The sequence below is a fragment of the Bradyrhizobium sp. Ses1 genome (assembly GCF_059512365.1).
In genome coordinates, this window is sequence record NZ_JCAMOQ010000010.1 from 107,983 (window position 1) to 122,654 (window position 14,672).

At 65.9% G+C, this 14,672-nt stretch carries 11 protein-coding genes; all 11 read left to right on the plus strand.

Annotated features, from left to right (window positions below; translation table 11 throughout):
* Nucleotides 1-49 precede the first annotated feature (49 nt).
* On the plus strand, nucleotides 50-1,201 hold the full coding sequence (ftsW, locus tag AC5ZG5_RS14705; protein ID WP_028167500.1) for a putative lipid II flippase FtsW: 1,152 nt from the start codon (nucleotides 50-52) through the stop codon (nucleotides 1,199-1,201).
* A 119-nt stretch (nucleotides 1,202-1,320) separates the two neighbouring features.
* Nucleotides 1,321-2,421: an undecaprenyldiphospho-muramoylpentapeptide beta-N-acetylglucosaminyltransferase gene (murG, locus tag AC5ZG5_RS14710; protein WP_456642445.1), complete on the plus strand. Its 1,101-nt coding sequence runs from the start codon at nucleotides 1,321-1,323 to the stop codon at nucleotides 2,419-2,421.
* Between the two features lie 110 nt (nucleotides 2,422-2,531).
* The gene (gene murC / locus AC5ZG5_RS14715) at nucleotides 2,532-3,935 is read left to right on the plus strand and encodes a UDP-N-acetylmuramate--L-alanine ligase (RefSeq protein ID WP_028167498.1); all 1,404 of its coding nucleotides are present in this window, start codon (nucleotides 2,532-2,534) and stop codon (nucleotides 3,933-3,935) included.
* Between the two features lie 43 nt (nucleotides 3,936-3,978).
* Nucleotides 3,979-4,863, plus strand: coding sequence for a UDP-N-acetylmuramate dehydrogenase (gene murB, locus AC5ZG5_RS14720; protein ID WP_456642509.1), 885 nt, complete (start codon nucleotides 3,979-3,981; stop codon nucleotides 4,861-4,863).
* A complete protein-coding gene (locus AC5ZG5_RS14725) occupies nucleotides 4,863-5,855 on the plus strand; it encodes a D-alanine--D-alanine ligase family protein (RefSeq protein ID WP_456642446.1) in 993 nt (330 codons plus the stop codon). Before murB ends, AC5ZG5_RS14725 begins: the two co-directional genes overlap by 1 nt.
* A gap of 473 nt (nucleotides 5,856-6,328) precedes the next feature.
* A complete protein-coding gene (locus AC5ZG5_RS14730; protein ID WP_028167495.1) occupies nucleotides 6,329-7,327 on the plus strand; it encodes a cell division protein FtsQ/DivIB in 999 nt (332 codons plus the stop codon).
* Nucleotides 7,324-8,643, plus strand: a complete 1,320-nt coding sequence (gene ftsA, locus AC5ZG5_RS14735; RefSeq protein ID WP_028167494.1) for a cell division protein FtsA — start codon at nucleotides 7,324-7,326, stop codon at nucleotides 8,641-8,643. The genes AC5ZG5_RS14730 and ftsA overlap by 4 nt, the downstream gene beginning before the upstream one ends.
* Nucleotides 8,644-8,733: 90 nt before the next feature.
* Nucleotides 8,734-10,527, plus strand: a complete 1,794-nt coding sequence (ftsZ, locus tag AC5ZG5_RS14740; protein ID WP_028167493.1) for a cell division protein FtsZ — start codon at nucleotides 8,734-8,736, stop codon at nucleotides 10,525-10,527.
* Between the two features lie 350 nt (nucleotides 10,528-10,877).
* Complete coding sequence (gene lpxC, locus AC5ZG5_RS14745) at nucleotides 10,878-11,837, plus strand: UDP-3-O-acyl-N-acetylglucosamine deacetylase (protein ID WP_456642447.1); 960 nt, start codon at nucleotides 10,878-10,880, stop codon at nucleotides 11,835-11,837.
* A 241-nt stretch (nucleotides 11,838-12,078) separates the two neighbouring features.
* Nucleotides 12,079-12,975, plus strand: a complete 897-nt coding sequence (locus tag AC5ZG5_RS14750; protein WP_028167491.1) for an outer membrane protein assembly factor BamD — start codon at nucleotides 12,079-12,081, stop codon at nucleotides 12,973-12,975.
* Between the two features lie 18 nt (nucleotides 12,976-12,993).
* Entirely contained in the window at nucleotides 12,994-14,667 is a 1,674-nt protein-coding gene (gene recN, locus AC5ZG5_RS14755) for a DNA repair protein RecN (protein WP_456642448.1), read from the plus strand.
* Nucleotides 14,668-14,672 lie beyond the last annotated feature (5 nt).

Below are 14,672 nucleotides of genomic sequence, written 5' to 3' on the forward strand. Positions count from 1 at the left end.
ACCATCCTCGTCCACCAATGGCCGTTACCTCGGCATTCTGGGGACGCCCATGCTCGCCCGTGATCAACGCACCCCGTTCTCCGACTGGTGGTGGACCATCGACAAGCCGCTGCTGGCGGCGGTCATCGCGCTGATGTTCGGCGGTGTCATCCTGTCGCTGGCGGCGAGCCCGCCGGTCGCGACCCGGATCGGGCTCGACCCGTTCCATTTCTTCAGCCGGCACGTGATGTTCCTGCTGCCGTCCTTCATCGTGCTGATCACGGTCTCTTTCCTGTCGCCGCGCCAGATCCGGCGCGCCGCGATGGTGGTGTTCTTTGTCAGCATCGCGCTGATCGTGATGACCCTCCTGATCGGCCCGGAAGTGAAGGGCTCGCGGCGCTGGATCACGCTGGTCGGCGTCAACATCCAGGCCTCCGAATCGGCAAAGCCGGCCTTCGTCATCCTCGCGGCCTGGCTGTTTGCGGAATCGACCAGGCGCCCCGAGATGCCGGCGACCTCGATGGCGCTGGTGCTGCTGTTGATGCTGGTCTCGCTCTTGGTGATGGAGCCCGATTTCGGCCAGACCATGCTTATCCTGATGGTGTGGGGCGCGCTATTCTTCATCGCAGGCATGCGGATGATCTGGGTCGCCGGGCTTGCGGGCGCCGCGGGCCTTGGCCTGTTCAGCGCCTATCTGTTCGTTCCGCACGTCGCCGGCCGCATCAAGCGCTTCATGAATCCGGCCTCGGGCGACACCTTCCAGGTCGACATGGCGATGGAGGCGTTCTGGAATGGCGGCTGGTTCGGGCTCGGGCCGGGCGAGGGCATTGCAAAGCGCAGCCTGCCGGACAGCCATACTGACTTCGTCTTTGCGGTCGCCGCGGAAGAGTTCGGCATCATCCTTTGCCTTGCGCTGCTGGCGCTGTTCGCCTTCGTCGTGATCCGCACGCTCTCGCGCGCCTACACGACCGAGGACATGTTCGCGCGCTTTGCGGCGTCGGGACTTGCGATCCTGTTCGGCGTGCAGGCTGCGATCAACATGGCGGTCAATCTGCAATTGATCCCGGCCAAGGGCATGACGCTGCCGTTCATCTCCTATGGCGGCTCGTCGATCGTCTCGCTCGCCTACGGCGTCGGCATGATGCTGGCCTTGACCCGGCAGCGCCCACGCACCGAGATCGAATCGACCAACGCGGCCAGCGCAGCGCCGGGCTACGCGTAGCTCATTCCGCCGTCATTGCGAGGAGCGAAGCGACGAAGCAATCCATAGTGTCGCAAGTGACGAAATGGATTGCTTCGCTTCGCTCGCAATGACGGCTAAATGCCAGTAGAAGCTCCGATATGGACAACGCGCCCCTCATCCTGCTTGCGGCCGGTGGCACCGGCGGCCATTTGTTCCCCGCCGAGGCGCTCGGCGTGGAACTGAACAGACGTGGCCTGCGCGTGCGGCTCGCGACCGACGCACGCGCGCTGCGCTACAGCGGACTGTTCTCCAAGGACAATATCGATGTGGTGCCGAGCGAGACGGTGCGCGGACGCAATCCGATCTCGCTCGCCCGCACCGCGTTCACGCTGGGCTATGGCATCGTGGTTGCCGCCAATCTGGTGCGCCGATTGAAGCCGGCCGCGGTCGTCGGCTTCGGCGGCTATCCCACGGTGCCGCCGCTGCTCGCCGCGCGCCTGCTCGGCGTGCCCGGCATTATCCATGACGCCAACGCGGTGCTCGGCCGCGCCAATCGCTTCCTCTCCAGCCGCGTCAATGCGATCGCGACATCGCTGCCCGGCGTGCTCGACCGCGATCCGGCACTGGCCGCTAAGACCACCACCGTCGGCACGCCGATGCGGCCCACCGTCCTCGCAGCCGCCGCGGTACCGTTTGCCTCGCCGGAACCGAACGGCCCGCTGCGCCTGCTTGTGGTCGGCGGCAGCCAGGGTGCGCGGGTGATGAGCGACATCGTGCCCGGTGCGATCGAAAAGCTCGAGCCGGCGCTGTGGAGCCGCCTGATCCTCACGCAGCAGGTGCGGGAGGAGGACATGGCGCGGGTGCGTGCGGTCTATGACCGCCTCAAGATCAATGTCGAGCTCGCGCCGTTCTTCACCGACCTGCCGGCAAGGTTAGCCGCCAGCCATCTCGTGATCTCGCGCTCCGGTGCCGGCACCGTCGCCGAACTCGCCGCGATCGGCCGGCCCTCGATCCTGGTGCCGCTGCCCGGCGCGATCGACCAGGACCAGTTCGCCAATGCCGGCGTGCTGTCGCAGGCCGGCGGCGCATTGCGGATTCCACAGGCCGAGTTCACCCCGGATCGGGTGGCGGCCGAAATCTCTGCTTTGGCGGGCGAACCCGCGAAATTGACGGCAATGGCGTCCGCCGCGCGCGGCGCCGGTCGGCTCGACGCGGCGGAGCGACTCGCCGATCTGGTGGTGAAAGTGGCTGGAATTTAGGCGATTCTGCAGAAATTGCCCTTGTCATGCCCCGCGAAAGCGGGGCATCCAGTAATTTGCAGAGCCGATTTGAATCTCTCGGGCTGCGCAGAATATCGAAGGATTGTCTCATGAGACTGCCGCGCGAGATCGGACCTATCCACTTCATCGGGATCGGCGGCATCGGCATGAGCGGGATTGCCGAGGTGCTCTGCAATCTCGGCTACACCGTGCAGGGCTCTGATGCTTCCGAGAGCGGCAATGTCGCGCGGTTGCGCGAGAAGGGCGTCAAGGTTTCGGTCGGCCACAAGGCCGAGAACGTCAACGGCGCCGACGTCGTCGTGGTCTCGACCGCGATCAAGCGCGATAATCCGGAATTGATGGCCGCCCGGGCGCAGCGCATTCCGGTGGTGCGCCGCGCCGAGATGCTCGCCGAATTGATGCGGCTGAAGAGCTGCGTTGCGATCGCCGGCACCCATGGCAAGACCACGACCACCTCAATGGTTGCAGCCTTGCTCGATGCCGGCGATTTCGATCCGACCGTGATCAATGGCGGCATCATCAATGCCTACGGCACCAATGCGCGGCTCGGCGCCGGCGACTGGATGGTGGTGGAAGCCGACGAAAGCGACGGCACGTTCCTGAAGCTGCCGACGGACGTCGCCATCGTCACCAATGTCGACCCCGAGCATCTCGATCACTTCGGGACCTTCGAGGCGGTGCAGGACGCATTCCGCGCCTTCGTCGAGAACGTGCCGTTCTATGGCTTTGCGGTGATGTGCATCGACCATCCCGTGGTGCAGACGATCGTCGGCCGCATCGAGGATCGCCGCATCATCACCTATGGTGAGAATCCGCAGGCCGATGCGCGACTGGTCGACCTGCAGCCGATACCCGGCGGCTCCAAGTTCAAGGTCGCCTTCCGCAACCGCAAGACCGACGTGACGCACGAGATATCGGACATCGTGCTGCCGATGCCGGGTCGCCACAATGCGTCGAACGTCACCGCGGCGATCGCGGTCGCGCATGAGCTCGGCATTTCCGACGAAGCGATCCGCAAGGCCATCGCTGGCTTCGGCGGCGTGAAGCGGCGCTTCACCCGGACCGGCGAGTGGAACGGCGTCATCGTGATCGACGATTACGGTCACCATCCCGTCGAGATCGCCGCGGTGCTGAAAGCTGCGCGCGAGTCCTACAGCGGAAAGATCATCGCCGTGGTGCAGCCGCATCGTTTCACCCGCCTGCAGTCGCTGTTCGAGGAATTCTGCACCTGCTTCAACGATGCCGACGCGGTTGTCGTCGCCGAGGTCTATCCGGCCGGCGAGGCGCCGATCCCGGGCATCGACCGCGATCATTTCGTGCTCGGCCTGCGCGCGCACGGCCATCGCGATGTGATCCCGCTGCCGAATGCCGGCGAGCTTGCGAAGATCGTTCGCGGCCTTGCGAGGCCCGGCGATCTCGTCGTGTGCCTCGGCGCCGGCAACATCACGCAATGGGCTTACGCATTGCCCGGCGAATTGAAGGCGCTGGGCTAGCGTGGCCGGTTTCCCCGACATCACCCTCGAACTGAAAGCCGCGATGCCGGACTTGCGCGGGCGCCTCTTGGCGAACCAGTCGCTGGCGGAACTGACGTGGTTTCGCGTCGGCGGACCGGCGCAGGTGCTGTTCACGCCGGCGGACGAGGACGACCTCGCTTATTTCCTGGCGCGCCTGCCGCAGGATTTGCCGGTTTATGTCGTCGGCGTCGGCTCGAACCTGATCGTGCGCGACGGCGGGATGCCGGGCGTCGTGATCCGCCTCGCGCCGCGCGCATTCGGCGAGACCAGGGCCGAAGGCGACATCGTCAGCGCCGGCACTGCTGCGCTCGACAAGCGCGTGGCCGAGACGGCGGCGGCTGCAAATATCGGCGGCATGGAGTTCTTCTTCGGCATCCCCGGCACTGTCGGCGGTGCGCTGCGCATGAATGCGGGTGCCAACGGCGGCGAGACCAAGGATGTGCTGCTGGACGCCACCGGCATTGGCCGCGACGGCACTAGGCATGTCTTCACCAATGCCGACATGAAATTCGTCTACCGGAGCAGCGGCGTCGATCCCTCGATCATCTTCACCTCCGCGCGCTTTCGCGGCAGGATCACCGCGCCCGAGGCGATCCGCGCGCGCATGAACGAGGTGCAGACCCACCGCGAGACCGCGCAGCCGATTCGCGAGAAGACGGGCGGCTCGACGTTCAAGAACCCGCCGGGCAACAGCGCCTGGAAATTGATCGATGCCGCCGGTTGCCGCGGCCTGCGCGTCGGCGGCGCCCAGGTCTCGGCGATGCACTGCAATTTCCTCATTAACACCGGCAATGCCACCGGACACGATATCGAAACGCTCGGCGAAACCGTGCGGCAGCGGGTGAAAGAGACGTCGGGAATCGAGCTACACTGGGAAATCAAGCGAATCGGAATCGAGCGAAGCTGATGCGAACGACCATTCTCTTCGGCGGCAGCAACAAGGAACGCCTTGTCTCGGTGGCAAGCGCGCAGGCACTGCACCAGGCTTTGCCGGAAGCCGATCTCTGGTTCTGGGACGTGGCCGACAATGTCCATGTCGTGCGGTCCGAGCAGCTTCTCGAACATGCGAGGCCCTTCCAGGACGAGTTCAGGCCCGGCACCCGCGGCGTCCCGCTCGCGCAAGCGCTTGACCAGGCTGCCCGCGAGGATCGCGTGCTGGTGCTTGGCCTGCACGGCGGGAGCGCCGAGAACGGCGAATTGCAGGCGATGTGCGAGATGCGCGGCATCCCCTTCACCGGTTCGGGTTCGGCGTCCTCGCATCTTGCCTTCGACAAGGTCGCGGCGAAGCGATTCGCGGCGATTGCGGGCGTGCCGGCGCCGGGCTGCATCGCGCTGGACGAGATTGACGCTGCCTTCGCCGAATATGGCAGGCTGATCGCCAAGCCTGCGCGCGACGGATCGAGCTACGGCCTGATCTTCGTCAATGCGAAGCAGGACATCGTTGCCGTCCGCAACGCCGCCAGGACGGAGGACTATCTGATCGAGCCGTTCGTTGCGGGCGTGGAGGCAACCTGCGGCGTGCTGGAGCGCTCCGACGGCGCAATCTTCTCGCTGCCGCCGATCGAGATCGTGCCGGCGGAGGGCGCGTTCGACTACACCGCAAAATACCTGCTCAAATCGACCCAGGAGATCTGCCCCGGGCGCTTTTCGCCTGATATCAGCGCCGCGATCATGGACCTCGCGCTCCGCGCCCACCGGGCGCTGTCCTGCAGCGGCTATTCCCGCACCGACTTCATCGTCTCCGCCAAGGGGCCGATCTATCTGGAGACCAATACGCTGCCTGGGCTGACCAAGGCCTCGCTCTACCCGAAGGCGCTCAAGGCGCAGGGCATCGAATTCGTCGATTTCCTGCACGAACAGATCGAATTGGCCAAGCGGCGGGCGGTTAGGGTGGGTTAGTTAGCGCCATCCCTCCGTCCGTCATTCCGGGGCGCGCGAAGCGCGAACCCGGAATCCATCGGGCCGCAGCGCTACTGGCGAAATGGATTCCGGGCTCGATGCTTCGCATCGCCCCGGAATGACGGGGGAGCGTGTAGAAGCGTCGGGAACCGGGTTCCATCCCGAATCGGCCCCGGGATTGCTAAAATCCTAAGGATTGCGTGGCAAAGTACGCACATTGCTCATCAAAACCTGTTCTGCGTTAACCGCTTTTACCTTTTGTTTACCAGGAAGTCCGAAGGTTAACGCCGGCGGCGCATGTAGCGCTTGGCTGCCGGGCGTGAGCTGTCGCGGGAACTTTCACTTCGACACGCGTAACGAGGGACGGGGGGCCTTTCTTACTGGCTTCGACACCCAGGCCGGCATCACCGAGACGTTGTGTGCGCCAGGACCCGCAAACGTGTTGCGGGCACAAAGTTTGACGAGCTCGTGCAATGGATGGTGCAGGCCGCCTCACTCGATCACTGCGATCGCTGAGGCCCGAAGCTGACCTGAAAGCAGCCGCTATTGGAGCGGCGGTGCTGCTGCGCGAGTATTTTGCCCGCCGTCGTGCCAGTCGTCGTGCCCGCCGCGCCCCGCCCGTGATCGATCGCGATCCGCCCAGCCGCTTCATCCTTCTCATCGAGCGCTATCTGCCGCGCCGCGTCGGTCTTGCCGCCACCGTCTTCATCCTGCTCGGCAGCGCCGGCCTCGGCATCGTCAAGGGCGGCCATGTCGACGAATTCGTCACGGGACTTTCGGATGCGCGCAACGCGCTCGCCAACTCGGCAGGCTTCCGAATCACCACCGTGGCCATCAACGGCCGCAAGCAGTTGAGCCAGGACGAGGTGCTGGCGATCGGCGGCGTCAATGGCCGCTCCTCGCTGTTGTTCCTGGATGCCGCGACCGTGCGTGATCGGCTGAAGGCCAATCCCTGGATCGCCGACGCGACGATCCTGAAGCTTTATCCGGGCCAGCTCCAGATCGACATCGTCGAGCGCAAGGCGTTCGCGCTGTGGCAGCAGGATGGGCGCCTGTCCGTGGTCGCGGATGATGGCGCGGTCCTCGAGCCCTACGTGTCGCGCCGCTTCCTCACGTTGCCGCTCGTGGTCGGCAAGGGGGCCGAGACCAGGGCCAAGGATTTCCTGGCGCTGCTCGATCGCTATCCGCAGGTGCGCTCGGTGACCAAGGCCGCGATCTTCGTCGGCGAACGGCGCTGGAACCTGCGGCTCAAGGATGGCCTCGACATCCGCCTGCCCGAGAACGACGTCGGCAATGCGCTCGCCGCGCTCTCCAAGCTCGACAAGGAAGACCGGCTATTCTCGCGCGACATCGTCGCCGTCGACATGCGCCTGCCTGATCGGTTGACGGTGCAACTGTCCGAGGACGCGGCAAAGGCGCGCGAGGAGCTGTTCAAGGACAAGAAGTCCAAGAAGAAGGGCGGTGACGCATGACCGTCCTCGATCGCAATCTGACGCCGAAGACACGCCCGATGGCCCACAAGCGCACCGCGCTTGTGGCTTCGCTCGATATCGGCACCAGCAAGATCGCCTGCATGATCGCGCGGCTGAAGCCGTCGCCGCCGAGCGAAGCCCTGCGCGGCCGCACCCATGCGGTGGAATTGATCGGCTACAGCCAGATCCAGTCGCGCGGCGTCAAGGCCGGCGCGGTGGTCGATCTCGCCGAATGCGAAAAGGCGGTGCGCCATGCGGTGGCGCTGGCCGAGCGCATGGCCAAGGTCCGGGTCGAATCCGTGCTGCTGCCGGTCGCCGGCGGCCGGCCTGCGGGTCAGCTCGTCGAGGCTGCTGCCGACATTCGCGGCGGCTCGGTGACGGAAGCCGACATCAGCCGTGTCACCACAGCCGGCATGATCCACGCGACCGCCCATGGGCGGACCGTGCTGCACGCGCTGCCGGTCGGCTATGCGCTCGACGGCGTCAAGGGAATCCGCGATCCGCGCGGCATGGTGGCGCGCCAGTTCGGCGTCGACATGAACGTGGTCACGGCCGACGCCACCGTCGCCAAGAACCTGATGCTCGTGGTCGAGCGTTGCCACCTCAATGTCGAGGCGATGGCGGCAAGCTCCTATGTCGCCGGCCTCTCGGTGCTCACCGATGACGAAGCCGATCTCGGCGCCGCCGTGGTCGAGATGGGCGCCGGCTCGACCACGATCGCGACCTATTCGGGCGGACGCTTCGTGCATGCGTCGGGATTTGCGCTCGGCGGGCAGCACATCACGATGGATCTCGCGCGTGGCATCGGCGCGTGCATTGCGGATGCCGAGCGAATCAAGACCTTATATGGCACCGTGCTGACTGGCGGCTCGGATGCGCGCGAGCTGATGTCGGTCCCGACCGCCGGCGACGAACGCGATACGCCGCAAATCGTCTCCCGCGCCACGATTGCGAACATCGTGCGGCATCGCGCCGAGGAGATTTTTGAGATGGTCCGGGACCGGCTCAAGGCCTCCCCGTTTGCGGCAGAGCCGAGGGCGCGGGTCGTGCTCAGCGGCGGCGCCGCGCAGCTCACCGGCATGATCGAGCTCGCCACCCGCATTCTCAATCGGCCGGTGCGGATCGGCCGTCCGCTCGGCTTCGGCCGTCTGCCCAACGAGGCCAAGGGGCCGTCGTTCGCGGTGCCCACCGGGCTTCTGGTCTATCCGCAATACGCTCACCTCGAACATGTTGAACCGCGGCACACGCGGCAGCTCAAGACAGGGACTGACGGTTATTTCGGAAAGGTCGGACGATGGCTTCGCGAGGGCTTCTGATGACCACTCATAAGGCCCACAGGATTTTCACCAGCTCCCGCGGCCGCAGGCCGGGGCGAACCTACGCGCGCGCGTAATCGAGAGGCAACCATGGCACTCAATCTGACCCCTCCTGACATCAGCGAGCTGAAACCGCGGATCACCGTCTTCGGCGTCGGTGGCGCTGGCGGCAACGCCGTCAACAACATGATCACCGCCGGGCTGCAGGGCGTTGATTTCGTCGTCGCCAATACAGACGCGCAGGCGCTGACCATGTCGAAGGCGCAGCGCATCATCCAGATGGGCACGCAGGTGACCCAGGGCCTCGGTGCCGGCTCGCAGCCGGATGTCGGCGCGGCCGCCGCGCAGGAGGTCATTGACGAGCTCCGTGATCACCTCACCGGCGCCAACATGGTGTTCGTCACCGCCGGCATGGGCGGCGGCACCGGCACCGGCGCTGCTCCCGTGATCGCCAAGACCGCGCGCGAGATGGGCATCCTCACCGTCGGCGTGGTGACCAAGCCGTTCCACTTCGAAGGCCAGCGCCGCATGCGCACCGCCGAGAACGGCATCTCCGAGCTGCACAAGGTGGTCGACACGCTGCTGATCATCCCGAACCAGAACCTGTTCCGGGTCGCCAACGAGAAGACCACCTTCGCCGACGCTTTTGCGATGGCCGACCAGGTGCTCTACTCGGGCGTTGCCTGCATCACCGACCTGATGGTCAAGGAAGGCCTGATCAACCTCGACTTCGCCGACGTCCGCGCCGTGATGCGCGAGATGGGCAAGGCGATGATGGGCACGGGCGAGGCGACCGGTGAGAAGCGCGCGCTTACCGCCGCCGAGGCCGCGATTGCCAATCCGCTGATCGACGACTCCTCGATGAAGGGTGCCAGGGGCCTCCTGATCTCGATCACCGGCGGCAAGGATCTCACTTTGTTCGAAGTTGACGAGGCCGCCACCCGCATCCGCGAGGAGGTCGACCCCGACGCCAACATCATCGTCGGCGCCACCTTCGACGAGACGCTCGACGGCATCATCCGCGTCTCCGTGGTTGCGACCGGCATCGAGCAGGCCGCGATCGCCCGCAACGCCGCCGCCGCGGCCCCCGCTGCGCCTGCGCCGACCGGCAACGGTTCGCCCGAGAGCCGGCTCGCCGACCTGACCGCGCGGCTGCGCGCCGACAACCAGCGCCTGGCCGAGCGTGCCCATAAGCTGGAAGCCGGCGGCGCCCCGATGGCTGCGCCCGCCGCGCCGGCGCCTGCCGCCCCGCCGCCGCTGCGCCAGCAGGGCAGCGTCGAGCGTGCCGCGCTCGCCGCCATCGCCGCCGCCGTGTCGCCGGAACAGCAGGCCGCGCCGATGCAGCCGGCGTCCTATGGCGACGTCACCGTCCGTCCGATCGCGCAGAAGCCGACTCTGTTCCCTGATCCGGAAGCGACCAAGGTCGAGCACCATGAGCCGGCGACGCCGGAAACCTTCATCCCGCCGACCGCCGAGCGGCCGCCGGTGCGCACGCCGCGGATGCCGAAGTTCGAGGATCTGCCGATGCCGGCCCAGGCCGAGATTCGCCACGCTCGCGGCGAGGCCGAGGAGGAGCATCCGCAGAAGACCCGGCTGTCGCTGTTGCAGCGGCTCGCCAATGTCGGCCTCGGCCGCCGGGAGGAGGAGAGCGAACCGCCGGTGGCGGCCCGCGCCTCCGGACCGGCCATGCCGCCGCTGCCCGAGCGCAAGCCGCAACGCAGCGTGGCGCAGCAAATGGCGGCGCACGATCCGGTATCAGAGTATGCGAAGCGTCCGGCGCCCCAAGGATTGGATGCCCATGGACGGCCGGCACCTGTTGCGCCGACGCCACAGGGAGACGATCATCTTGATATCCCGGCCTTCCTGCGCCGGCAGGCAAACTGAGCTTTGTTACAGTCCTGACCATCCACAGAGCCCCGGCGGAACCCGCCGGGGCTCTTTTCTTTTACCGTCTCCGCAGTCGTAGACCGGCAAACAAGTAACTGAAATTAAATGATTAATCAGGTATTCCATGACTTGGTCATGGTACCGAAAGGGTGTCCGGCCGCTCCGCAATTTGGTTAAGCCTTGGCGCGATTGCGGCGGAGATGGGGTAACAATCGGTAAAGAAGCGTGAGTTGTACGCTTTCGGGCGGTGACTATGGTCTGTCCAACTTTGGGGATGCCTAAGCGAGTCGGTTGGGGAAGTAAGGCCGCCTCGTCTTAGGTTACGTCGGGTAGTGGGCGCATATCGGATGAAATTGAGCCGTCAAACAACGCTTCGGTCGCAGGCCACCGTGACGGGCGTCGGCGTTCACTCCGGTTTACCGGTCAGCCTGACCATTGGACCTGCTCCCGTTGACACCGGCTACACTTTTATCCGGACGGGTCTCGACGGGGCCGACCGCGAAGTTCACGCCACCGCCGACGCCGTGATCGCGACTGAATTCGCGACCGTCCTGGGCGACCGCGAGGGACCGCTGGTATCGACCGCCGAACATGTGCTGGCTACGCTGCGCGGCATGGGGGTCGACAACGCCACCATCGAAATCGACGGTCCGGAAGTGCCGATCATGGACGGCAGCGCTGCGGCCTTTGTCGCCGCGGTCGATCAGGCTGGTATCGTCACCCAATCCGCCGCCCGCCGCGTTCTCCAGGTCCTGAAGCCGGTGCAGGTCGCGATCGGCGACTGCTTCGGTGAGTTCCGTCCCTTTGCCGGCGGCTTCCGCGCTGAAGTCGAGATCGACTTCGCCAATCCCTTGATCGGCCGCCAGAGCTACTGCTTCGATCTTTCCGCCGAGAGCTTCCGTCGCGAGATTTCGCGTGCCCGCACCTTCGGCTGCATGAACGACGTGGCGCGGCTGTGGAGCGCAGGTTTCGCGCTTGGCGCCTCCTTCGAAAACTCGGTGGTGTTCGACGAGACTCGTCTGCTCAACACCGAAGGTCTGCGGTTCCGTGATGAATGCGTCCGCCACAAGGTGCTGGATGTGGTCGGCGATCTCGCGCTGGCCGGCCTCCCGATCCTCGGCGCCTATCGCTCGGTTCGCGGTGGTCACAAGCTGAACCACGCGGCGCTGACCGCGCTGCTTTCCGATCGCAGCGCCTGGCGGGTGGTCGAATCGGAGACCGCACGTCGTTCGCGCACCGTCGCCGAAGCCGGCAGTGCCACCGTCGGCGGCCTGATCGCGCCGGCCTACGGCCCGGACGTGTCCTAAACACGCTTTCCATTAGCGTTTTTCTGCAATTTCCGTAGTAACCACAGCCGATCACGACCGTCTTGGGGCCGCCTTAATCCGGGCGGATTGGCTCCGTATTCGGTTGGTCCAAGGTCGTTTTTCGGCTAGACAGGCCTGCGGTTGCACGGGGCAGCACAGGCGCGGGGAAAATTTCCGTCCATGGCCTCGTTCGTGGACAGATCGCCATCAATCGCTTCCAAGGCGCCGGGTTCTCACATTCATGCCGTTATCGCGTAGCACGCACGAATCATGCACCTCATCGGCCGGCCGCGCCGGATGGGCGTCATTGTTGCGGCTGGCCGCGGGCCTGATCGTGCTGGCGCTGCCGTTGGGTGGTTGCGGTACCGGTCCGCTGTGGGACAAGTTCCTGGCCAAGGACGACACCTTCGTCGAGGAGCCCGCGGACAAGCTCTACAATGAGGGCTTGTACCTGATGAACCAGCGCAAGGATCCTCGTGCGGCCTCGAAGAAGTTCGAGGAGGTGGACCGGCAGCATCCCTATTCCGATTGGGCGCGCAAATCGCTCTTGATGTCGGCCTACTCCTCCTACCAGCAAGGCGACTACGATACCTGCATCGGCTCGGCGACACGTTACGTCACCTTGCATCCCGGCAGTCCGGATGCTGCCTACGCGCAATACCTGATCGCAGCCTCGCATTACGACCAGATCCCGGACATCACCCGCGACCAGACCCGGACCGAAAAGGCGATCGCGGCTCTGGAAGAGGTGATTCGCAAATATCCGACCTCGGAATATGCGACCTCCGCCAAGGCCAAGCTCGAAGGCGCGCGCGACCAGCTCGCCGGCCGCGAGATGAATGTCGGCCGCTACTACATGGAGCGGCGCGACTTCACCGCCGCAATCAACCGCTTCAAGACCGTGGTTACGCAGTATCAGACCACCCGGCATGTCGAGGAGGCCTTGGCGCGGCTCACCGAGGCCTATATGGCGATCGGCATCCCGAGCGAGGCCCAGACCGCAGCCGCCGTGCTTGGGCACAATTTTCCTGACAGCCGCTGGTACAAGGACGCCTATAATCTAGTAAGGTCCGGCGGTCTCGAGCCGAGCGAGAATCAGGGTTCCTGGATCAGCAGGACCTTCAAGAAGATATTATAGGCCTGGAATAGTTCTCACATGCTGGCGCGTCTGTCGATCCGTGACATCGTCCTGATCGAACGGCTCGATATCGAATTCTCCCGCGGCCTTGCGGTGCTGACCGGCGAAACCGGCGCGGGCAAATCGATCCTGCTCGATGCGTTCGCGCTGGCCCTCGGCGGCCGCGGCGATGCCGGGCTGGTGCGGCACGGCGCCGAGCAGGGGCAGGTGACGGCGACCTTCGACGTGCCCAAAAATCACCCGGCGGCAAAGCTGCTGGCCGATAACGGGCTCGACGACAACGGCGAGATGATCCTGCGCCGCGTGCAGCTCGCCGACGGCCGCACCCGCGCCTTCATCAACGACCAGGCGATCTCCGTGCAGACCCTGAAGGCAGTGGGCGCCGCACTGGTCGAAATCCACGGCCAGCATGACGAGCGCGCCCTGGTCGATGCCTCGACCCATCGGCGGCTGCTTGACGCCTTTGCCGGGCTCGAGAAGGACGTGGCGGCGCTGGAGTCGCTGTGGGAGGCACGGCGCAGCGCCAACGCCGCGCTGGAGGAGCATCGCGCCGGCATGGAACGCGCCGCGCGCGAGGCCGATTATCTGCGCCACGCCTCGCAGGAACTGAAGACGCTGGCGCCGAAGGACGGCGAGGAGACCGAGCTCGCGGGCCGCCGCACCACCATGATGCAGGGCGAGAAGATCGCCACCGACCTGCGGGAGGCGCAGGAGGCGATCTCGGGCCCGCATTCGCCGGTGGCCGCGCTGTCGGCCGCCGTGCGCCGCCTGGAGCGCCGCGCTGCCAGCTCGCCGGCGCTGGTGGAGCCCGCGGTGAAGGCAATCGATACCGCCATCAACGCGCTCGAAGAGGCCGACCAGCACCTCAACGCTGCGCTTGCGGCCGCTGATTTCGATCCGGCCGAGCTCGAGCGCATCGAGGAGCGCCTGTTCGCGCTGCGCGCCGCTTCGCGCAAATATGCGACCCCGGTCGATGGACTGGCCGCGCTCGCCAGCAAATATGCCGCCGACGTCGCGCTGATCGATGCCGGAGCCGACCAGTTGAAGAAGCTCGAAGCCGCGGCAGCGGAAGCCGACAAGCGCTACGGCGCTGCGGCAACAAGATTGTCGGCGGCGCGGACCAAATCCGCCGAAAAGCTCAATAAGGCCGTCAACGCCGAACTGGCGCCGCTGAAGCTCGAGCGCGCGAAATTCATGACCCAGGTCGAGACCGACGCGGCCTCGCCCGGGCCGGAAGGCATCGATCGCGTCGAGTTCTGGGTTCAGACCAATCCGGGGACAAAACCGGGGCCGCTGATGAAGGTCGCTTCCGGCGGCGAGCTGTCGCGCTTTTTGCTGGCGCTGAAGGTCGTGCTGTCCGACCGCGGCTCGGCGCCGACGCTGGTGTTCGACGAGATCGACACCGGCGTTGGCGGCGCTGTGGCGGACGCGATCGGCGCGCGGCTGTCGCGGCTCGCCGACAAGGTGCAGGTGATGGCGGTGACGCATGCGCCGCAGGTCGCAGCCCGTGCCAGCCAGCACTTGCTGATTTCCAAGGACGCGCTCGACAAGGGCAAGCGCGTCGCCACCCGCGTCAACGCGCTTGCCGCCGACCACCGCCGCGAGGAAATCGCCCGCATGCTCGCCGGCGCCGAGATCACCGCCGAGGCGAGGGCGGCGGCGGAGCGCCTGTTGCGCGCGGCAACCGCGTGATCGTG

Coding starts and splice junctions, on each gene's coding strand:
- murG (WP_456642445.1), top strand. CDS start 1,321: ATGGACAACGCGCCCCTCATCCTGCTTGCGGCCGGTGGCACCGGCGGC.
- murC (WP_028167498.1), top strand. CDS start 2,532: ATGAGACTGCCGCGCGAGATCGGACCTATCCACTTCATCGGGATCGGC.
- recN (WP_456642448.1), top strand. CDS start 12,994: ATGCTGGCGCGTCTGTCGATCCGTGACATCGTCCTGATCGAACGGCTC.
- AC5ZG5_RS14725 (WP_456642446.1), top strand. CDS start 4,863: ATGCGAACGACCATTCTCTTCGGCGGCAGCAACAAGGAACGCCTTGTC.
- ftsA (WP_028167494.1), top strand. CDS start 7,324: ATGACCGTCCTCGATCGCAATCTGACGCCGAAGACACGCCCGATGGCC.
- ftsW (WP_028167500.1), top strand. CDS start 50: ATGCTCGCCCGTGATCAACGCACCCCGTTCTCCGACTGGTGGTGGACC.
- ftsZ (WP_028167493.1), top strand. CDS start 8,734: ATGGCACTCAATCTGACCCCTCCTGACATCAGCGAGCTGAAACCGCGG.
- AC5ZG5_RS14750 (WP_028167491.1), top strand. CDS start 12,079: ATGCCGTTATCGCGTAGCACGCACGAATCATGCACCTCATCGGCCGGC.
- murB (WP_456642509.1), top strand. CDS start 3,979: ATGCCGGACTTGCGCGGGCGCCTCTTGGCGAACCAGTCGCTGGCGGAA.
- lpxC (WP_456642447.1), top strand. CDS start 10,878: ATGAAATTGAGCCGTCAAACAACGCTTCGGTCGCAGGCCACCGTGACG.
- AC5ZG5_RS14730 (WP_028167495.1), top strand. CDS start 6,329: ATGGATGGTGCAGGCCGCCTCACTCGATCACTGCGATCGCTGAGGCCC.